Origin of the sequence: Gelidibacter salicanalis (assembly GCF_016469035.1) — a bacterium.
In the GTDB taxonomy this organism is placed as follows: Bacteria; Bacteroidota; Bacteroidia; order Flavobacteriales; family Flavobacteriaceae; genus Gelidibacter; species Gelidibacter salicanalis_A.
Genome location: NZ_JAEHJZ010000052.1, coordinates 38,506 through 60,016 on the forward strand (window position 1 = coordinate 38,506; position 21,511 = coordinate 60,016).

The following is a 21,511-nucleotide window of genomic DNA, read 5'->3' on the forward strand; positions in this document are numbered from 1 at the left end:
AAGTAGGTTTATTTTTTGAGATAGATATTTGAGTACCATTTCTGAAAGCAATAGAACGCCCAAACCCTAAATGTGTTGTCGCGTTTACTCTCTAAATGATTTTTTACTAAAGGGATGATTTTATCCAATTGAAATATTCCTTGGTCGGAAAGATATGTTTCATCAATATAACCTTCCAACTCTGGCTTCAGGCTTGATTTAAGCCAATCACCAACCGGAGAGCCAAAACCTTGTTTGCTCTTTTCCAAGAACGCCTCTGGGAACTGGTCTTTAAACGATTCTTTCAAGATATATTTTTTGTTCCAACCGTTCATTAAGAAATTTTCAGGCAACGTATTGGTATAGTCCCATAGTTTCTTGTTCAAAAATGGGGCACGACACTCCAAGGAATTTTGCATACTTGTTCGGTCCACTTTGGCCAACATACCGCCTTCGAGACTCAAGATTTTATCTACGTGCCTGAAATCGGTCAAGGTTTCTATTTTTTGGTTTCCTAAAATATCTTTGTACTCGCCAAATAAATCAGTTTCATAATAAGATGAAGACAAAATTTCAGAAAGTTCAGTTTCAGTATTTGCCAAGGATATGATATCCCAATAATACTCGCCGTCATAGTCAATGGCCTTTAGCATTTTTTTTATCCTAAAGCGCTTGCCTCTCCTGTCACTTTTATCAGCCAATAATGCTGAGGACGATTTTAGTATGACGTTATGTAAGGGTTTTGGTATGAAGTTGGTGTATCGGCTGTTCATTTTACCAACATAATACTTATTGTAGCCACCAAATACCTCATCTCCACCATCACCGGTGAGCGCAACCTTTACGTAATCTTTCGTTTTATTGGAAACAAAATAGGTGGGTAGGGCAGCGGTATCTGAAAAGGGCTCATCAAAATTCATGAGTATTTGGTGGATATTGTCTTTTAAATCATCTTCACCAATGATAAATTCATGGTGGTTACTGTCAATGAGCTTTGCGACTGTCCTCGCCTTACTCGATTCGTCGGAAGAATCTTTAAAGCCAATGGAAAACGTTTCAATTTTCTTTCCGGTCAGTTGCGATAGACAAAGTGACACGATTGAAGAATCCACTCCTCCGGAAAGAAATGTTCCCAATGGTACATCGGCAATCGATCTGCTCTCAACACTTTCATAAACCAGATCTTTCACATGTTTTTTAGCATCAACGAATGAAATTGAAGCCACTTCCGGTTTAATTTCTTGGTTGATTTTTTTAATACTGAAATTATGGTCAATTAAATCATAGACCATATAATGATTGGCCTCCAATTTTTTGATCCCATCATAGATTGTGTGAGGTGCAGGAATATAGGTTAACCTAAAAAAAAGATTTAATCCTTTCTTTGAAATTTCAGGTTTAAAATCCAAGGTGTTTACAATTGATTTTAATTCTGATGACCATAAAAATTCCTTTTCCGTTTGAAGGTAGTACAGAGGTTTTTCCCCAAAAAAATCTCGGGCAACGAAAAGTTTATTGATGTTTTTATCATAAATACTAAACCCAAACATACCATCCAACCATTGGAACGATTCCACGCCATATTTTTCATAAGCTTTCAAGATAACTTCAGTATCACTAGTAGTAATGAACTTAACACCTTCTGCTTCCAATCTGGATTTGATAGTTTTGTAATTATAGATTTCACCATTAAAAACGATAACTATCTGCTTGTCTTCTGAAAAGATAGGTTGTTCACCTGACGTCAAATCAATAATGGACAACCGTCGCATTCCCATCCCTATAGAAAAATCATTATTTTCTTCTGAAAATATACCATCATCATCGGGTCCTCTGTGAATGATGAGATCGTTCATTGTATCAATGATAGAAGATATGTTCTCTTTATTATAATGAGTTTTTGTAATAATCCCGTTAATTCCGCACATGCAGTTTAAGCTTTAGTTTGTAATATAATTTTTGAATTTTGAATAAATACTGCTGATATGATATTCTTTGGAGCGTTCCAAACTCAAGGTACTGTATTTTTTGCGTATTTGAGGATTTTGTCTAAAATGTTCAAGTGCCTTGCTCATTCCTATATGATCATCGTTATTTACCAATAGTCCGTATTTAGCATTAAAGAATTCCCCATCCTTTATCTCCACAGGGTCGTTATTATTCAAAAGTTCCAACGGGCCTGATAGACAATTTGTCGAAATGGAAGGCAGACCTATAGCCATAGCTTCTAGCAGCGCATTGGGGAAACCTTCAGTAAATGAGGATAGCACAAAACAATCGCTGGTAATTAAATGTTCATTGACATGCTTTACCTGTCCCTTTAAAATAACTTTGTCCTTGAGGTTATAGTTGTCAATCTCTTGAGACAGGTAATCTTCCAAATTACCACCGCCTAAAATAGTGAATAGATAATCATTATCGGCTTCATGAATAGCTCTGATGACCATAATCTGATTCTTACGCTTATTTAATGTGCCTGCAGTTATGATTTTGAGAGGTTTTGAAATTCTATCCAATGTTTTTGGCACTATCTGGTTTATAGGTACTTCAATAGGGTTGTATATCACTTCCATAGGGATCTTAATCCCAAAATTTTCTTTCAAGTCCTTATTTATGTGCTCAGAATTAGAGAACAACTTATCACATTTATTGTACAGAATTGGGTAGAAGAGTTTAGAAATATAAAATGAGATCCTACTCGACGTATTGTCAGAAGGAAAACCACGTTCGCTGATAATAGTTTTGAGTTTATTTTTGTTTAGCATGGCGGTGACACCGTTAACAAGATTTGGATATGCTAAAAAAGAAACTGAAATTGAAATGTTTTCTTTCTTTATAAAACGGTTGTAACGTTTAATATAGATTAAAGGATCAAATATTTTGAGAAAAGATGGTCTGTTAATTTTGTCATCGCTTAAAAACACAACTTTAACTTCATCGGGAATAGGGAAATGGATTTCATTAGAAAATAATACCAAGGAGACATTAAAATCATCTTTCAATTTCTTTAGCAACAAGCTTATCACTTTTTCTGCACCACCACTAGCCAGAGAGGTGCAGAGTATGCTAATCTTTTGTTTGGGGATATTCACTTTTATCTATTTTGTTGAAAGCTCTACAATTAACTCTTCGTACTGACCGACGATTCTTTCTTTATTAAATTTACGATAAACAGACTCTCTAATTTGCTCTTTATCCCAATGGTGTGATTGTTGCAATTTTTCTAAATATTCAGATTCATTATCCACCAGATATCCATTAACACCATCTTCAATTATTTCATTTAGACCGCCAGGAGCTCTAAATGCCAAAGCAGGTGTTCCTACAGAACAGCTTTCTATTAAACTGTTGGGCAATCCTTCAGAATAGGAACCCATAAGATAAATGTCACTTTCAGCGAGGTGTTTTGGAACCTCGTGTGTAAAGGGGATGTAAACTACGCTATTTTCTAAACCTAATTTACGAATGAGCTTTAGAACATTGTCTTTCTCTATACCATCACCAATTATGGTATATTGAAATGGATAGTCCAATTTGGAAAGGACATTTAGTATTCTTTTATGACCTTTGTTTTTTGAAATTCGTGCTACTGTTATAAACTTTACTAGTTCATCCTGTTTAGTGGCGTCTGTTTTTAGGATGAAATTATCTGTAATTGGATTGTTAATTATTTTTAGTTTGTGCTCGGGTACCTTCGATTTAAATTTCATCTGGTTGTACATATCCGTAGATTGACATAAAATAATATCAAGAAACTTATAACCAAACCCTAATGGCCGTCTTAGTTTTTTACTAATTCTTTTTTTAATGGGTTTTTTATTTTCAGCTTTAAATTTCTTATCAACAATACTAACAATGGTATGCCTTCCCACAAACTTTATATTTGGAAATAGAAGTGAGATATACCCCATAAAAATATTTAAATGCGAAATTGCGCTAATAACAACCTTAGGTTTTTGTTCTCTAAGAATTTTAATTAGTGCCATGAAGGAGTGTAAAACCCTTTCTTTATTTAAATATAGGACGGGAATTTTAGCAATATTATACTTGTTATCTTTCTTAAAACCAATTACTATTAGGGTAACGTCAAATCTGTCTGGATCTAAATTTTGAGAGACGAAAGACATTACTCTTTCTGCCCCACCAGCACATAAATTGGGTATTATAAAAAATACTTTAATTTTACTTTTCATGATTTTTTAATCTTAACCATACTTTTTTATATAGTTTATGGAGTCAATACTGAGATCTAATAGTAACGACTTGTTGGGTTATAAATTTTAATATTTAACAGTATATGACACTGTTTAAATTAGGAGTTTAAGTTCATTTCCCTTTTCTGCTATTTAAGTAAATGTAATTTTTCCCAATTTAGACCTTTAAAACATGGACCGTGTATCATCTCATTAAATTTAATACCATTATGACCTCCATTCAATTCAATGATTTTAACTTGATTGTTTTTATCTAATATAAGATCCCAACCAACACATCTCACAAATGGAATCCGACTGTGCAGTTTTGTAATTTCTGATAGGCAATAATCAAACGAAGGTAATGTTTTGCCTGCAAAAGTAACATTAGAATTGGGCAGATATTTAGTTGTTTTTGAATCTGGATAATAGGCCATGTCGTATAATTGTCCAGTTTTAATATTTATTGGTGTTCTTAATTGACGATCTGATATTACATGGGTGTCATTATCCCTCCCAATTCTAAAATAACCTGCTTTTGCTTCAATGTGTCCATTATCGTCACAAACTGATGTAATACGGATTGTTGCTACTGATGAGTCATTAAATTGTGAAAAAAACGGGTGCTGCTCTATATATCTTTGAAAAACACCAGTTCCCAACTTTTTTATAATCTCTATATCAAAAGATTTTTCATCAAAAAAGTAGATCCCTTTTCCTTGTCGAGAATCTTCAACTTTGTAAACGATCGTTTTATTGTCGGTGAAAAGTAGTTTTCTTAATTTCTCTTCATTCAGCACCTCAAAACTTGTGCTCAAAAATAGTCTATTTAAATAATAACCAACATCCAAAGAATCAAATTCTCCTAACAGTTTGTTTATTGCCGCATTTCTGTTACATATTCTACCGTACTCTCCATTGAGTTGCGGCACAACAACCTCTCCATAATAATTGTCAGGAATCCACCCTTCTTTAAAGTCTTTAGAAAAGGCAGAATAAACTAATAACCAAGGCGCATATTTGATATCGCCCAATATGTCCTTTGCATATTCCCTACATGATCGCTCGTTTTTGGGATCTAATTTCCCTTTTTCGGCTTCAATTCTTTTTAGAAATTTGGTTGCTGAGTTTTTATGTTCTAAATGATAGACATAATTTTTACCTTTTACTAATACATCCTTAACTTTGTTTTTAATTGCTTTCATATATTTATTTTAAAATTTGAATATGTTAATTCCGATAAAAATCAGTGCCGTTCTAGTTGATTTCGGAATACACTGCTTCTCATTTTTCAAATAAACTTAACATCAAAAAAGATCTTGATTGAAATTTTAGATGCCTTTGCCACGATGAGATGAGTTTGTAAAATATGCAAACCTATCAATTTACCGTGTTCTATAATAGTACGAGATAAAAAAGCTAAACTATAAAGACGGCGTACTTTTGTTTTTAATATCCGTTATATCCAATAGTTTTCCTAATTTTTCATCACATTCATGCTGCCAAAATTTTCTGAATCCAGACGATTGGTGTAATGTCAATTCGCCAAAATAAGTTTTGCCCTTAACAGAATAAAAATCAACTCTGAGATATATAAAACCCTCTGCAAGTTTTTCAGCAAGCATTATCATTTCTTCAAAATTTGATGGTCTTGGCAGATCCTTGCCATTTGGTCTACCCCAATTGCAGGGCATTAAATTCCAATGGATATCATACAAATTTCTTGCTCTATTGTCTTTATGTCTGTCTAAATCGACTCCAATAAATTGCACTTTTCCATTAAAACAATGAAGCTTATAATCATCAGGAATACTGCCGTCTTCATTGGTCAATAATTTCTCGACTACAATTCTTGGCACAATATTTTTGTATTGCCATTCTCTGGTGCTATAGAAATTGTTTTCTTTTAATAGCTTTTTAAATCTTTTCCTAGTTTTTGGCCAATCAACTACCAATTTATCTCTGACTATTACGCCACCGGAACTATCGTGATTGGTCTTAATTATAAATTCAGTATTGGGTAAGTTTTCCGGTGTAATATCATCAGAGTTATCAGTATCATATAATAAAGGAATTAAGTACTGCTCGCCAATTTTTTCTTTTATATAAGATCTTACCTTGTATTTATCAGCTATGAGTGTGTGTATGTCCTCTTTATTATAAAGTTTTAACCAATTTATCTTTTCGTTTAAGGTTTGTGGGTTGTTTAAATCCAGATCATAGCCCATATGCTTTTTAAAGCTGGATTTTACTATGACCTCATCAGGTATTACCATTAAAATTGATTCATAAATTTTATAAAAGGGACGCACCAAGTGATACCCCAATTCTGAATGTCTGTATAAGTTTGATGCTTTCTTTCTGAAACTTTCTTTTCTTAAATCTGAAGCCATTTTATTTTTAATTAATGTGAAAAAAATTAAATGTGTTTAATTATATTTTTAATATCAACTTCGCCAATTTGTTTCGCCGGAATTCCGCCAATAACAATGTTCTCTTGGTCAAAAGATTTATTGACAACAGCATTGGCACCAATTGCTATATTATTGGCTATGGTGATATTACCGTATATTTTTGCTCCTGGAGCTATATATACATTATCTCCAATTTGAGGTGCACCTCTGTTTCCTCCTGAAGCACCAATATTGACGCAAGCGTGAATTCTGCAGTTACTTCCTACTTTTGCATTTCTGTTGATGACAATGGTTCCATAATGGACAATACATAAGCCTGGACCAAAGACATTGATTGGTATTGAAAAACCGAGTTTTATGGAGATTTTCCTAAACTTATATTTTAAATAATATATATAGAGTTTACCTAGTCCTCTGTTTTTACAATTACTGTAGTACTCTAGTTTCCGCATTGTTTTTTGAAATTTCCAAATAGAATTTGGAAACAACGTCGTGGTTAGTTTAGTTATTGCGGAATTTGATTTAATCCTTAGCGCTACCTTGTCCCTTTCTAAGTAGTGGTGATAATTAGCTTTAGATGTTATCATGTTTTAAGTTTTTTATTTAAAGTGATTCTCTGATCCTAGTTATGATCGCGAATACTAAAGTTTTACTTTCTATTCTCAATTGAATGTAAGCTAATACTATTTAACCAGTTTTTTAATAATTAACGATTTTATTCTGAGACAAAAAACTCTAAATCCTGGAATTAAAAAAAACAGTAAAACACCATAGATCACAAGTGCTGTAACAGTTATTTGAAAAGCATAAACAGCCCAGTTCCATAGATTTAAATTGTCTTTATCGTAATTAAAAAAACTGGAAATCCAGGTTACTAAAAGTGCTGATGCACAAAAGACCACTATCATAGGTGTTAACCCTTTCCAATACAACCAAACACTTTTATTAAATCCATGTTTGTATAAAAAATAAGGTTTCCAAAGAATTACCATAAAAAACATACTCACTAAGGTGCCTAACATAATACCCGCTATGCCATAAATACTTCCAAACAACAATGAAACACCCAAATTAATTATTGCTTCAGCCGCTGCCGCCCATGTATCTGCATATAATCCATAGGCATTTTTAAAACGCTCAATAGGAGAGTTGATCTCATTCAAGAAAAAATTGGCAATCATTAATAATAAAATGCTTTGAGAAAGAATATATTTTTCGCCTAACCATAATAAAATAAAGGAGTCCATGAGATGGTAAATTGTAATACTAAAAAACCCCGCTATAAAAAACTGTACGGCAATGAGCTCCCAAAGGACCTTTTTGATATTTTTTTCATCATTTTCTGCAATGAGGTTGCCCACTGCAGATCCTGTACCAGCAAAAGACATTTTAACTAACCCGCCAAGTTTTACAAATATCAATTGATAATTCCCAAAGAAAGTAACACTCTGAAGATTTATTAAAGCATAGATGAGTAGATTGTCTGTTCCGTTTTTTACAAAAGAGCTCATCTTATGAAAAAACACCTGTTTGATCTTCTTAAGTATATCTGGATATTCTTTTATGATTTCGGCTTTCTCGGCTGAGTTGATAATAAGCCAAGGATATTCTTTTTTTATTTTGTGCCTTACTAGCAAACTATATAAAATGCTAAATACCAGTTCTAGCGTTATGTATAAATAAAAGTTTTTGAGATAGAGAGCAACAATAACTTGTAACCCTATCCTAATGATATTAAAGGTCTGAAAGTATTGCTGAATAATATACCCTTTTTGGTCTGCCCCAAGCAAGCTGATGTGATAGTTAACAAAGTAGCTCAACAAGGTTGATGTTAACAAGGCATAAAACACAAAATAGATTAACGGTAACGAAAAGGGAACGTCATCAAATATTAAAGGAAAAAAAAGTGAAACAATAAAGCCAATACCAAATATGAAATAGCCTATTCTTTTATAAAGTACACCAAGAAGTGCAATGATTTTATTAATTTCTTTATAGTCTTTATCAAAAATTGGTTTATAGAGTGTAAAACCAATAGCGGTACCTATTCCCAATTCAGCTAAATTCAGAAAGCTTAAAACACTCCTCAAAGTTGTTTCCAAGCCCATAAATGAATCGCCGAGAGTATCTAAAAAAATCTTTCTCGTGAAGAATTGCACAAAAATTGAAAGTATGAAGAAAAACACACCAATTTTCGCATTTTTTAAAGACTTGGAGACTCTTGACATTTTATGCTTAATATTTGTTTTAATAACATGGGAATACAACCTCTTTCCTGGTTACACAGTTAATCTAATGTATATTCTAGGGGAACTTTAGAGTGGACAGTCTGAGGTTATTAATCACACATTTAATTATAAAGGTGTAAATATTATAAAATGAAAATTATAATTATGCATTCTGGTGATAAAAAGCAGTTTAATCCCTATAAAATGCAGTAGGATATAGCTTACCTCTTTCGATCCCTATTTTTTCTTCTTACCACTTTCCAAGTTAATCACCAATCTTCTGATTAAAGCATCAATTACTCTTTCGTTTGTCAGGGTTAATGGTTTCAAAGCAATGTTTTTATTACAAAATTTAGGAAATCTAATTTAGGTTTTTTTTAAGTGATTTTTTAATATACCTGAATGTATTTCCAGTTCAAAGTTATTTGTTCGTGTTGAGCTAATTGTTGGATATTTTCTTACACAATATACAGTAAACGTCTCGGTTTTTGTAAGAAAAGATGATAGTTGTGTTAAAAAAAAAATATTATGATCCAAAAGATGTATTTGGACGTATTTATTTATGTTTAGTCGATCAATATCATTTGTCGAATGATTTTTCTTACAAAAAAACTCCTTTCGTCTAATAATTAAACGTTTTGACTGTTAAGCACTGTAAATTATATAATTTCGCATACCCCCCCCCAAAAAAAAAGTTAATAGCAAAAAATTACATTTATGAAGTTCCTACTTGCCCAATTCAATTCACCACAAAAATTAAATCCATTTCCAATAATTATTCTTCTATTCTTCTTTTCTTATAGTTTAATTGCACAACAATTAGCATTCCCAAATGCGTATGGTGCCGGAGCCTATGCAAAAGGCGGTCGAGGAGGTAAAGTTGTTCATGTCACTAGTTTACTTGATGTTAAAGAATCAGATTCTAGATATGTAGGTACGTTGAGATGGGCTCTGAAAGGCGCTGAGAATAAAAGCGTTAGTAGAACAATAGTATTTGATGTCAGTGGAATAATTGACTTATATAGTGATATGTATATAAGTAATGCTCCCGGAGATGAAGGCGGTTATGCTGATGGCGTAACCATTGCAGGTCAATCTGCTCCCTTAGGAGGCATAACCATTACTGGAGGAAAAATAAAAATTAAAGGAATCAATGATTTTGTCATTAGATATGTCAAGTTTAGGTCTACCGGAAATTATGATGGGTGTTTGAGTATAGGCTATGCAGACAATTTAATACTTGACCACCTTTCCGGTTCTCACACGCCTGACATTGTTTTTTCAGTTACCTCTAATGGTGGTACGTATTCTACCAATCATACAATTCAGAATTGCTTAATGTCCAATTCTAAAAATGGACTTATTATTGGCGACAGTCATTTTGTAAATGGCGTTCCAGAGATCCCTTATGGTAGCGTTTCCATATATAGAAATGCGTATTATAATGTTGGATGGAGAATACCGGCTAAATTTGGAGGTTCAGGTTCTTTTGATGTGATTAATAATGTAGCCCATAATTGGAGTGCTAGATTGATGAGGTTTGACCCCTATAATTATAAATTAAACCACATCGGTAACTATTATCAAAGTGGTTATTCAAGTATATCCAGTAAATTTAATAAATTACAAAAAACGTGGGTAGGTTATTTTAACATGTCTCCTAAAATCTATCAAGAGGATAATTATTATAGTGAAGATGTTAGGCCTCCTGGCTATAAAGACAACAAAAGTTTAGACTGGACCGTTTTTTATTCAAAAAATGATACCGATAAAATAGACTTTGACAAATGGTTTGTCTCTAAAAAACTTCCTATTCAGGGGAGACAAATGCCAATTTTAAGTTCTCAGTCAGTAAAAGATGATGTTCTTAATCTGGTTGGTAGTTCACAATATATAAAGGATGATGGTACAGTTGGGTTTCATCGTGATAAATATGATTTACATTCTGTAAACGGGATAGCTATCAAAGACGTTTCTACAAGCAGAGGCGAGACCATTGAAAAACCAGTCATCTCTCAATCAACCAAAAGACCAAAAAACTTCTATGTAAACAATCCACATATTCCTGAGGTTTGGTTTAGTGCTCACGTGCCAAAAGGCCAAGACCATAATGATATTGCACCAACTGGATACACTTGGTTGGAGATGTATCTCAACCAAGTTGATGGGGCAGTAGATGATACAAAAGTATCAGCAAAAGATATAGAGGTTATTGTGCCAAAAGATTTTTCAGGGCTTTATGTTTCTGAAACTGTAAAATTAGATGTCGTTTTTACACCAGCCAATACGACAAATAAAAATGGAGTTTGGAGCAGTAAGGATGATACCATTGCAACGGTAGATAGTAACGGCCTTGTGACGGGAGTGGCACCAGGGAAAGTGAGCATAACCTTTACCGCAGCTGATGGTGGTCATGAAGATGCCACGAACATAACAGTTTTTCCGAAAGCGCTCCAAGCGAGCGCAGGTATTGACCAACAGATTTGTAAAGGCGAAAGCACCACACTTACAGCAAGTGGAGGCACAAATTATGTATGGAGTACAGGTGAAACTACAACGAGTATCGAAGTAACCCCTAAAAAGACAACAACTTATACGGTTAAGGTTTCAGATAAAAATGGTCAGTCAGAAGACGCCAAGGTTACTGTTACAGTCAATCCGATTCCTGTAGTTGATGCCGGTAATGATATGACAATCAATTCAGGAGAGGTCATTTCGTTATCTGCTACCGGAGCCAAAACTTATCAATGGAGTACAGGAGATAATGGTGCGACCATTACCGTGAGTCCTAAATCATCCCAAACTTACACTGTAACGGGAATGATTGATGGTTGTGAGGCGACAGACACCGTTAAGGTAATTGTTGTGAAATCTACTAAAGTTGTAGCTGATGTAGGTAAAGATCAAAACATCTGTAAAGGAACAACCACCACTTTAACGGCTACAGGTGGTTCCACCTACCTCTGGAATACAGGGGCCACTGCAGCAAGTATTGATGTGGCGCCAGAAGATACCACTACTTATACCGTTACGGCGTTTGATAGCACCGGAGATAATTCAGATACTGATAAAGTGACAATAACTGTCAATAGTTTGACTGTAGATGCCGGGAACGATATAACCATCACTGCAGGTGAGAGCGTTAAATTAACGGCAGAAGGTGCCGAAACTTATAAATGGAGCACAGGAGACAAAAACGCAAGTATTACCGTGAGTCCTACCGTAACAAAAACTTACACTGTAACAGGAACCTCAAATAGTTGTAAAGCGACGGACACTGTAAAGGTTACCGTTCTAAATACTGTTGAGGTTGTTGCCAATGCAGGTGCCGATCAGAGTCTATGTGAAGGCGCCAGCACAACTTTAACCGCAACAGGAGGTTCTACATATTTATGGAGTACTGGAGAAACAACTTCCAGTATAAAAGTAGCTCCAAATGAAACTACGGTATATGAAGTTACAGTTTATGACAGCGCAGGAAATAATTCAGATACGGATGAAGTGACCATAACAGTCAATCCATTGCCATCAATAGATGCAGGAAGCGATAAAACAATTACTGCAGGAGAAAGCATTTTATTAACTGCTACAGGCGCAAAAATTTATAAATGGAGCACAGGAGGGACAAGCGCGAGCATTACCGTGAGTCCTACTGCAACAACAACTTACACTGTAACAGGGAGCTTGAATGGTTGTGAAGTGACAGACACTGTAAAGGTTAAAGTTTTAAATACTACTGCAGTTGTTGCCGATGCGGGAGAGGACCAGAGCATCTGTGAAGGGTCCAGCGTCACCCTTACGGCCACAGGCGGTTCAACCTACCTATGGAGCACTGGGGATAAAACCCAAAGTATTACTTTCGACCCAGGACAGACCGCAACATATACAGTTACGGCCTATGACGGTACGGGCAAAAAATCTGACCGTGATGATGTTATCGTAACGGTAAACCCCTCTGCCAAGGTAAATGCAGGCAACGACGTCACCATCAATGCGGGAGATAAAGTTACCTTAACTGCTACAGGTGCCAAATACTTTATGTGGAGCACCGGAGACAAGAAGTCCAGTACCACGGTTCGGCCAACGGTCACCACCACTTACAGTGTGCGGGGCAAGAATGATGGCGGTTGCGAGGGCACGGATACGGTGAAGGTCATCGTAAAAAAGGAAGAGTCTGCGGGCATTACAGCGGATGCGGGAGAAGACCAGAGCATGTGCGAAGGGTCCAGCGTCACCCTTACTGCCACAGGCGGTTCTACCTACCTATGGAGCACGGGAGATAAAACCCAAAGTATTACTGTAGGTCCGGAAAAGAACACAACATATACAGTTACGGCCTATAACGGCACGGGCAAAAAATCTGACCGCGATGATGTTACGGTAACGGTAAACCCGATTGCCAAGGTAAATGCAGGCAAGGATGTCACCATCAATGCGGGAGACAAGGTTACCTTATCTGCTACAGGGGCGAAATATTTTATGTGGAGCACTGGAGACAAGAAGTCCAGTACCACGGTTCGGCCAACGGTCACTACGATTTACAGTGTACGGGGCAAGAATGATGATGAGTGCGAGGGCACGGATACGGTGAGGGTCATCGTAAAAAAGGAAGAGTCTGCTGGCGTTACGGCCGATGCGGGAGAGGACCAGAGCATGTGCGAAGGGTCCAGTGTCACCCTTACGGCCACTGGCGGTTCTACCTACCTATGGAGCACTGGCGCTAAAACCCAAAGTATTACTGTAGGTCCAGAAAAGAACACAACATATACAGTTACGGCCTATAACGGCACGGGCAAAAAATCTGACCGCGATGATGTTACGGTAACGGTTAACCCCTCTGCCAAGGTAAATGCAGGCAACGATGTCACCATCAATGCGGGAGACAAGGTTACCTTATCTGCTACAGGGGCGAAATATTTTATGTGGAGCACTGGAGACAAGAAGTCCAGTACCACGGTTCGGCCAACGGTCACTACGATTTACAGTGTACGGGGCAAGAATGATGATGAGTGCGAGGGCACGGATACGGTGAGGGTCATCGTAAAAAAGGAAGAGTCTGCTGGCGTTACGGCCGATGCGGGTGAGGACCAGAGCGTCTGCGAGGGGTCCAGCGTCACCCTTACGGCCACAGGCGGTTCTACCTACCTATGGAGCACGGGGGCTAAAACCCAAAGTATTACTTTCGACCCAGGACAGACCGCAACATATACAGTTACGGCCTATGACGGTAAGGGCAAAATATCTGACCGCGATGACGTTACGGTAACGGTAAACCCCATTGCCAAGGTAAATGCAGGAAAGGATGTCACCATCAATGCGGGAGAGGAGGTTACCTTATCAGCTACGGGGGCCAAATACTTTATTTGGAGCACTGGCGACAAGAAGTCCAGTATCAGGGTTCAGCCAACGGTCACTACGACTTACAGTGTGCGCGGCAAGAATGACGATGAGTGCGAAGGTAAGGATAAGGTGACTGTTACTGTGATAAGTAATGAAAGGGCGGTGGCTGATGCAGGTTCAGATCATACTATTTGTGGAGGATCGACCGTAGCACTTACTGCAACAGGGGGAGATGCCTACTTATGGAGTACAGGAGAAACGACACCTACCATTGTGGTAAGTCCTACAACTACATCAAAGTATTCAGTTACAGCCTATGTTGGTAAAACTGCAGATACAGATGAGGTCATGGTTTATGTAGACTCAAAACCTAATGTGAATATTACAAATGGTACAGAGACTTCAATCCTTGAAGGTGAGTTTATAACTCTCTCGGCTACTGGAGCAAAAAGATATAAATGGAGTAATGGTGTCACTGACCCTAATATAGCAGTTAGTCCGGAGGCCACTAAATCTTATAATGTTGTTGGTAGCGTTGATCAATGTTTTGCGAAAAAATCAATTACAGTTAATGTTTATGATAAAGTGGTGGCTAATGCAGGTAATGATGTTACTATATGTAAAAATGAAACCACAATTCTAACCGCTGAAGGTCCTGAAAACAGTGACTATTTATGGAGCACTGGTGAGACAACTAAAAGTATTACCGTAGACCCAAAAGAGGATACCGAATACTCTGTAATGGTTTACCATGATTTAGATTCTGACACGGACAGTGTTGTGGTCAAAGTTGAAGACTGTAAAACTTCCCAACAAATCACTAATCAATCTATTGCTGTTCTAGAGGGATCAACAGAACTAAAGTTGTTAATTCACCCTAATCCTACGCATGGACTAGTAAACATCAACATTTCAGGTCTCACCAATCAATCATCAAGTATTCATTTGTATGATCTTTCAGGTAAGTCGTTGTATAATGAAACGATTAATAACGGTAAAACAAAGAGTTACGTAAAAAAACTCAACCTGTCAGATTACGCAGCGGGTATTTACCTATTGCAATTGGTAGATAACCAACGCGTCATCACTAAAAAAATAGTGGTGAGGTAAAGTCTTCAATAGAATTTACATGATGTAAAAAGCCGTCTCAAAACCTGAGACGGCTTTTTCTATTAGACAAATAGTGCATAGCGCGCACAACGGCCAGAGCTGTCCACTGTATGATGCCTGTTTCAAATCGAGGGGCAATAGAATTGTAGAAAGAAACCATGCTATGGAAAGATATAGTGAAAAAGTAAGGAAAAACCTGCTGAACGAAATAGATCAAATAAAACTCTAACAGCGCAGCGCTGGCATAGAATCAGTATTAGCACACTTAAAATCCAATAGAGATTTCAAGAGGTTTATTCATAAAACGAATAGAAAAAGCGGCACTAGAGTTCGGATTGCATGCAGTTGCGCAAGATCTAAGAAAGAAAATTGTCTAAGAAGGTTAACGTTTACATTAAACTATAAATCCTAATAAAATTAGTGGAAAAGGGAATAAAAAAACCATCCCAATTTAGTTATTGAGACGGCTCCTTCATTTTATAAGGTATGGGTTTGTTAAAAATTAATTCAGTATGGGTTATTTAGTTTTCGTAGAGGCCCGTTGTGATGTGATTTCTATCAGATTAAGGAACGCAGCAATTGATGATCCAATTTTTAGACGTTACAAATGGTGATTTAAAAATGTGGATATGTAAGACTCAAACAATTTCTTTTAACTTATCTTCAGTCTTTAACTTATAGATTTGATATTGAACCCACATAGCTGCAAATGTGACATAGTAAAATCCAAAAAAGTTATGGTTTGCCATTAAAAATAGTGATAATGCAATTATTTGCATAATTAAATTTGGCGCCCTATGGAAGTAAATGAAGCTCATATAAAGTAAGTACATGATATATATTACAAAAACAATAAAGGGTATAATTCCTGCCTCACCAATTATTCTTAAATACGTATTATGAACACCCAAGTTCATATTGCCCTTTCCTGAAAATGTTCCGTATCCGTTACCTATTAACGGAGAATCATAAATTTGATCATAAAATAATGCCCATGTATCAGCTCTAGAATCAGAAGTTATTTCTTGGTTTGATACGTCTTCATTGTTTACAATACTTTTTAATTGGTTAAAACGCGGGTTATTTAGACCTATCAGTTCATCTATAAAAAATAATGTTCCCAAGATCAAAACACCACTACCTAAAATACGGAGGTTTTTGATACTTATTTTTAAAGAAATTAGATTAATAAAAAGCCAGATAACGATAAATGTTCTGGAGAATGTAAGAAGACCTGTAAGTGTAAATACAAATTGCCCAATATATTTTAAACTCGATCTTTTCAGGCCATAGGTTAAGGCAAACCCAGTAATGCAGATAAACCCTGCTACATTTGGGTTTATATAAAATCCAGAATAACGCCCAAAACGCGTTGGAAAAAATATAGATTCGACCCCAATACTCAAAGCTCCAATTAACAAAAATACATAGAGTTCTGTAATGGTAATATGTTTTGAGAGTTCATAACCACATATTATAAAGACAATGTATTTTATGAATTCCATTAAAAAAGTGGCCGTATCGCCTGAGTACTGCAAGCCAGAAATTGAATAAAATAGTAATGCAATAATCAGTAGCCACCAGTTGGGTGCAGACTTTTTTTCTAAAAAATAGTATATGGCTAATAAAACTATGGTTGCATAACTTAACACACTTCCAAGTGCACCACCGTAGATAGACAAAGCTATTGAGGGCAAGTTCAATATCACTAAGGCAAAAATTATATATTTTAAAATTTTCATTGGTTTAGTGTCATTAAAACGCTTATTTAATGTGTGTTTTTATAATAGCATCCCATTGGGCCGTAACTTTCTTACTGGTATATTGTTCTGAAGTTTCTCTAGCTTTTTCTGAAAATTGTGTCCTTAATTTTTCTTCATAAATTAATTCAGACATTTTTGAGGTCAGTAAATTTTGGTCATCAACAGGCACTAAAAACCCATTAACGCCATCATTTATTAAATCTGAAGGTCCGAAATCGCAATCCGTTGATATGCATGGTAAACTAAAATGCATTGCCTCTAATAACGCGTTGGGAAAACCTTCTGATTTAGAAGTAAATACAAAAAGTGATGCTTTGTTGTAATAATTATGAATGTCCTTTATATGTGACAAAATTTCAATTTTATCTCCTAGGTCATGAGACTTTATAAGTTCTATTAAACTTTCCTTTTTAGGACCCGCTCCAATAATCATAACTTTCCAACCCTCTGGCTCTAAGGTATGAAATGCATTGATTAATTTATGATGTTGCTTATCGTTAGTTAGTCTCCCTACTGAAAGAATGATGTTTTCTCGTGGATGAGTTTCATTTCTTAATAGAGATAGTTCTGAAGATAGTGGATTGGGAAGAATAGAAATGTCTCGCGATTTAACTAAGGGTACATAAATCTGTTTCACATTTTTTGTCTGCACAATTAAATGATTGGCCATTGGATAGACATGTTTTCTCAAAATCAACCAGAATTTTGGTATGGAATTGCTTAATGGATTATTGCGCTCACTTATTAAACAAGGGATGTTATTTAATTTTGCAGCAATTGTAGCAATTATATTTGCTGAAGTTATAAATCCTATAAGCAAATCAATCTGTTCATTTCTGGTGATTTTGGATACTCTCCTAGTCAATTCAAAATTCAATCTTATAGATCCAATTGCTGATGTTGGTTTATCAATGTCGTCAAAGCATGATACAACTTTAATTCTACTGTCTAGAGGATAGAAAGGGTCAGATTTTGTAAATGTAATAATCGTGACCTGATATTTTTCAACAAGTTCATTGCTTAGAGTAGATATGACGCGTTCTGCACCACCCGGCCTTAAAGCCCCAATGACAAAGGCTATTTTTTTTTTATTTGTTTTCAGAACAGTAACTAAATTAGTATTTAAACTATTAAATTTAACTTAAACAGATGGTCTCTAAAAAAAACGATCTTATGTTTTAAAAGAGTTAAGGAACATATGAGTACCTCTATAAACTTCTGTTAAACATTTGAATTATTTTATGTATTTCAAGATTTAAGTATTGATTGTTGAAATCGGCCACAATATACTCAAATAATAATTCCGTTTGGATAGTCCTTAAATATATTTGGAATCTTCCTTAACATGACAGAAGGGTTTTTTATTAGCTATTTAAAGTTCTTGAGAAGGTAAAATCGAAACCTATCCGTCTTTTTTATCCAAAACAATAGTTTCAATAGTTGCTAAAGAATCGCAGTTTTTAATCTGTAATTTAAAATCTTGATTTTTAAAGCTATTTTCTATGATGTACGTTTTACAGGTTTCAGTTTTAGTATCGCTTTCAGAAAAATTGACAGAGCCATATTTTATCATGTCTGAAACGGTGGCAGAATCCATTTGAAAAGTGCGCATGGTCTGTAAAGCCTCTTCTGAATATGATTTCTTTTTTTGAGAGATCGTTTTTGTGGTTCTGGCATTAGGGCCATAGGCACAAGAGGTTTTTTTGCCGCTTAAAAAAAACGCAAGAATAATTAAACCTATAGAGAAGCCACCCAAATAGTAGCCCAATCGATGAATGAATTTCATTTTAAAAAATTAAGAGATTGACGTCACTGTATTTTAAATCGAACCAATTGGCAACCGATTTGTTAGTTAAAATACCGTGGTAAAAGTACAATCCATTTTTTAAACCTCTATCAAAACGCAGTGCATTTTCAATTCCGCCATCCTCACCAATCTTTAAAAGGTAAGGGGTAAACATGTTACTTATTGTTACAGAGGCTGATCGGGAGTAGCGCGCGGGAATATTGGGAACACAATAATGAACAACCCCATTGTGTTCAAACGTAGGTTTGTCGTGCGTGGTTACTTCACTGGTTTCAAAACAGCCGCCCATATCAATACTGACATCAATAATAACTGCACCAGATTTCATGCAGTCCACCATAGCTTCAGTCACTACAATTGGTGCTCTATTTGTACCTCTTACGGCGCCAATGGCAACATCACAGCGTTTTAAGGCTTTCATTAAATTTTTTGGTTGCAAGGTTGAGGTGTACAGCGTTCTGCCGAGATTGGATTGAAGTGATCTCAATTTGGTAATAGAATTATCAAAGATTTTAACATTGGCACCCAAACCAATGGCGGACCGGGCTGCAAATTCGCCCACGGTTCCTGCTCCAATAATAACTACCTCAGTTGGTGGTACGCCGCTAATATTCCCTAACATTAACCCGTTGCCGCCGTTAATGTTCGATAATAATTCCGCAGCAATAAGTATAGAGGCAGTTCCCGCAATTTCGCTCAATGATGTGACGGCAGGGTAGGAGCCATCATCATCTTTTATAAATTCGAAAGCCAAAGCGGTAATGCGCTTGGTAGCTAAAGTTTCAAAGTATTTTTTGTTTTGGGTCTTTAATTGAAGGGCTGAAATTAACAAGGTCTGCGGATTAATCATCTTAATCTCATCCAAAGAAGGTGGTTCAACTTTCAAAATGATGGGGCAAGAGAACACTTTTGCAGTGTCTCGCGTAATTTCCGCGCCCGCTTCACTATAGGTTCTGTCTTTAAAATTAGCACCGTCACCCGCGCCCGCTTCAATCATTACCCGATGACCATTAGATACTAAAGCAGATACCGCATCTGGAGTTAAACAGACGCGTTTTTCCTGAAAATAGGTCTCTTTGGGGATACCTATAAAAAGGTTTCCTTTTTTTTTAAAGATTTCGAGCGTCTCTTCTTGAGGAAGCAACTGTTCTCGGGTAAAGGGGGAAATAGATTTGCTCATTTGAATTTAAAATAGGCACTCAAATTACAAATATTTATTGTAATACTGGAATTATAAATTAGAAGTAATCTTTTACTTTTTCGAAAAAATTCTTAGGTCTAATTTTAAACTCATCTTCTAAGTCTTGCATCGTTTTATCTACGTCATTAATTTTATTGAAAATCTTGGCTCTAATTAAATAGATAGATGGGATGACTAATGCCATAACAGGCAATAAGTAAAGGACTTGATTATAATCGGCAAATTTTAAATCATCATTAAAAATAATAAGTATTTGATAAAAATACATGGAAATTGGCACTAAAATAGCGTGATACCACCAATGACGACAAGTGAAAAACCATATAAAGAGTAATAATAATGGTACTAATTTGTTAGTTAAAGTCCAGGCTAGAACATATACACTCTCATAATAATGGCTTTCATATGTGAAAAAAGAAGTGCTCCAAATTTTTATATCTGGAACACTCTCATAAATGGTAAAGTAAAAAGGAGATAACGCGACTGCGACTCCTGTTAATAGTCCTATTAAAATTCTTCTATGATCATTGTCCTGGGACTTTAATTCTTGATTTCTCAATTTGTGTGGTTGTTTGTCCATTTAAATCAATAAGATTTGTTGCTTGTGCAGTGAACAATGCACCTCCAAATATTGCTAATGCAATAACGTACTTTTTTGTTTTCATAATTCTAAGGGATTTAATTAATTAATTTGATTCAAAATTAGGTTTAACACCTTTCAAAAGGCGTTAAACAAACGTTAAAATAAATTTCTAAACCCTTGTAAACGTTACGGTTTTCCCGTACTTTTCAAAAATGACGTGGGGTGCGATTGCTAAATTTTTTCAAATTTTTTTCTGCATTTTGGCGTGATGTTGGTTTCTGTTAGCTTTTTTAATCAATATACAGCGTTCTTGAGCCGTCTAAATTCAATTTTATGGTAATTTTAGTGTAATCTTCAGGAAGTAAATGCGCAATTCGTTCTGGCCATTCTATAAAAACATAGTGGTCAGAAAACAGATAATCTTCTATTCCGAAATTCAGCGCTTCTTCTTCGTTCTCTATTCTATATAAATCAAAATGGTAAATGAGATCGTTCTGGATTTCATATTCGTTGACTATAGAAAATGTTGGACTATTCACAATTTCTAAAGTCCCCAGTTGTTTTGATAATGCTTTGATTAAGGTGGTCTTTCCCGAGCCCATATCGCCGTAAAATAACAAAGTCTTAGAAGTGAGCTGTTTTAAAATAGCGTCAGCAACAGATTGAATATCTTCAATTTGATATGTGAATTGCATTGATCCCTTTATTGATGATTGGTTTGACCAGGCAATAATAGACATTATTACTGAAAAAAACTAATAAAAAACGTATTTCGTCGGGTTTTTTGCGCGTTACATGGATTTATTTTCGAGTTAAAGGTTAAAACCTTGCAATTTTATTGCAGTTAATTTGGCTTCTATAAATTTTTAAGGGTATGTTGTCATTTCGACAGA

At 35.6% G+C, this 21,511-nt stretch carries 15 protein-coding genes; 1 reads left to right on the forward strand and 14 read right to left on the reverse strand.

Features of this window, described 5'->3' with window-relative positions:
- Positions 1-8 precede the first annotated feature (8 nt).
- The 7 genes from asnB to JEM65_RS18940 form a co-directional block, all read right to left on the reverse strand.
- A complete protein-coding gene (asnB, locus tag JEM65_RS18910) occupies positions 9-1,907 on the reverse strand; it encodes an asparagine synthase (glutamine-hydrolyzing) (protein WP_199602972.1) in 1,899 nt (632 codons plus the stop codon).
- 12 nt (positions 1,908-1,919) lie between these two features.
- On the reverse strand, positions 1,920-3,071 hold the full coding sequence (locus JEM65_RS18915) for a glycosyltransferase (protein ID WP_199602973.1): 1,152 nt from the start codon (positions 3,069-3,071) through the stop codon (positions 1,920-1,922).
- Between the two features lie 6 nt (positions 3,072-3,077).
- Positions 3,078-4,172, reverse strand: a complete 1,095-nt coding sequence (locus JEM65_RS18920; protein WP_199602975.1) for a glycosyltransferase — start codon at positions 4,170-4,172, stop codon at positions 3,078-3,080.
- A gap of 149 nt (positions 4,173-4,321) precedes the next feature.
- Positions 4,322-5,377: a sugar-transfer associated ATP-grasp domain-containing protein gene (locus JEM65_RS18925; RefSeq protein WP_199602977.1), complete on the reverse strand. Its 1,056-nt coding sequence runs from the start codon at positions 5,375-5,377 to the stop codon at positions 4,322-4,324.
- Between the two features lie 219 nt (positions 5,378-5,596).
- Entirely contained in the window at positions 5,597-6,565 is a 969-nt protein-coding gene (locus JEM65_RS18930) for an ATP-grasp fold amidoligase family protein (RefSeq protein WP_199602979.1), read from the reverse strand.
- Between the two features lie 26 nt (positions 6,566-6,591).
- Positions 6,592-7,173 (reverse strand): serine O-acetyltransferase, encoded by a 582-nt coding sequence (locus JEM65_RS18935; protein ID WP_199602981.1) that lies wholly within the window; start codon positions 7,171-7,173, stop codon positions 6,592-6,594.
- A gap of 96 nt (positions 7,174-7,269) precedes the next feature.
- On the reverse strand, positions 7,270-8,688 hold the full coding sequence (locus tag JEM65_RS18940) for a hypothetical protein (protein WP_199602983.1): 1,419 nt from the start codon (positions 8,686-8,688) through the stop codon (positions 7,270-7,272).
- Between the two features lie 843 nt (positions 8,689-9,531).
- Between JEM65_RS18940 and JEM65_RS18945 the strand changes: the two genes are divergently transcribed.
- Positions 9,532-15,264, forward strand: a complete 5,733-nt coding sequence (locus JEM65_RS18945; RefSeq protein WP_199602985.1) for an Ig-like domain-containing protein — start codon at positions 9,532-9,534, stop codon at positions 15,262-15,264.
- Positions 15,265-15,902: 638 nt separating this feature from the next.
- On the opposite strand, the gene JEM65_RS18950 is transcribed toward JEM65_RS18945, so the two are convergent.
- From JEM65_RS18950 to tsaE, 7 genes are all read right to left on the reverse strand, one after another.
- Positions 15,903-17,006 carry an O-antigen ligase family protein gene (locus JEM65_RS18950; RefSeq protein WP_199602987.1) on the reverse strand — a complete coding sequence of 368 codons (1,104 nt, stop codon included), beginning with the start codon at positions 17,004-17,006 and terminating at the stop codon, positions 15,903-15,905.
- Positions 17,007-17,028: 22 nt separating this feature from the next.
- On the reverse strand, positions 17,029-18,129 hold the full coding sequence (locus tag JEM65_RS18955) for a glycosyltransferase family 4 protein (protein ID WP_233530743.1): 1,101 nt from the start codon (positions 18,127-18,129) through the stop codon (positions 17,029-17,031).
- A gap of 300 nt (positions 18,130-18,429) precedes the next feature.
- Positions 18,430-18,813 carry a DUF4258 domain-containing protein gene (locus tag JEM65_RS18960; RefSeq protein ID WP_199602992.1) on the reverse strand — a complete coding sequence of 128 codons (384 nt, stop codon included), beginning with the start codon at positions 18,811-18,813 and terminating at the stop codon, positions 18,430-18,432.
- Between the two features lies 1 nt (position 18,814).
- The gene (locus JEM65_RS18965) at positions 18,815-20,014 is read right to left on the reverse strand and encodes an alanine dehydrogenase (RefSeq protein WP_199602993.1); all 1,200 of its coding nucleotides are present in this window, start codon (positions 20,012-20,014) and stop codon (positions 18,815-18,817) included.
- 58 nt (positions 20,015-20,072) lie between these two features.
- Positions 20,073-20,594, reverse strand: coding sequence for a hypothetical protein (locus JEM65_RS18970; RefSeq protein WP_233530740.1), 522 nt, complete (start codon positions 20,592-20,594; stop codon positions 20,073-20,075).
- Positions 20,560-20,700, reverse strand: a complete 141-nt coding sequence (locus JEM65_RS18975) for a hypothetical protein (protein ID WP_199602994.1) — start codon at positions 20,698-20,700, stop codon at positions 20,560-20,562. Before JEM65_RS18975 ends, JEM65_RS18970 begins: the two co-directional genes overlap by 35 nt.
- A 208-nt stretch (positions 20,701-20,908) precedes the next feature.
- Positions 20,909-21,313 (reverse strand): tRNA (adenosine(37)-N6)-threonylcarbamoyltransferase complex ATPase subunit type 1 TsaE, encoded by a 405-nt coding sequence (tsaE, locus tag JEM65_RS18980; protein WP_199603001.1) that lies wholly within the window; start codon positions 21,311-21,313, stop codon positions 20,909-20,911.
- Between the last annotated feature and the right edge of the window lie 198 nt (positions 21,314-21,511).

Excerpts from the sequence above, each read along its gene's own strand:
- asnB (WP_199602972.1), bottom strand. The coding sequence starts at position 1,907 with ATGTGCGGAATTAACGGGATTATTACAAAAACTCATTATAATAAAGAG.
- JEM65_RS18920 (WP_199602975.1), bottom strand. The coding sequence starts at position 4,172 with ATGAAAAGTAAAATTAAAGTATTTTTTATAATACCCAATTTATGTGCT.
- JEM65_RS18925 (WP_199602977.1), bottom strand. The coding sequence starts at position 5,377 with ATGAAAGCAATTAAAAACAAAGTTAAGGATGTATTAGTAAAAGGTAAA.
- JEM65_RS18930 (WP_199602979.1), bottom strand. The coding sequence starts at position 6,565 with ATGGCTTCAGATTTAAGAAAAGAAAGTTTCAGAAAGAAAGCATCAAAC.
- JEM65_RS18935 (WP_199602981.1), bottom strand. The coding sequence starts at position 7,173 with ATGATAACATCTAAAGCTAATTATCACCACTACTTAGAAAGGGACAAG.
- JEM65_RS18945 (WP_199602985.1), top strand. The coding sequence starts at position 9,532 with ATGAAGTTCCTACTTGCCCAATTCAATTCACCACAAAAATTAAATCCA.
- JEM65_RS18950 (WP_199602987.1), bottom strand. The coding sequence starts at position 17,006 with ATGAAAATTTTAAAATATATAATTTTTGCCTTAGTGATATTGAACTTG.
- JEM65_RS18960 (WP_199602992.1), bottom strand. The coding sequence starts at position 18,813 with ATGAAATTCATTCATCGATTGGGCTACTATTTGGGTGGCTTCTCTATA.
- JEM65_RS18965 (WP_199602993.1), bottom strand. The coding sequence starts at position 20,014 with ATGAGCAAATCTATTTCCCCCTTTACCCGAGAACAGTTGCTTCCTCAA.
- JEM65_RS18975 (WP_199602994.1), bottom strand. The coding sequence starts at position 20,700 with ATGAAAACAAAAAAGTACGTTATTGCATTAGCAATATTTGGAGGTGCA.
- tsaE (WP_199603001.1), bottom strand. The coding sequence starts at position 21,313 with ATGCAATTCACATATCAAATTGAAGATATTCAATCTGTTGCTGACGCT.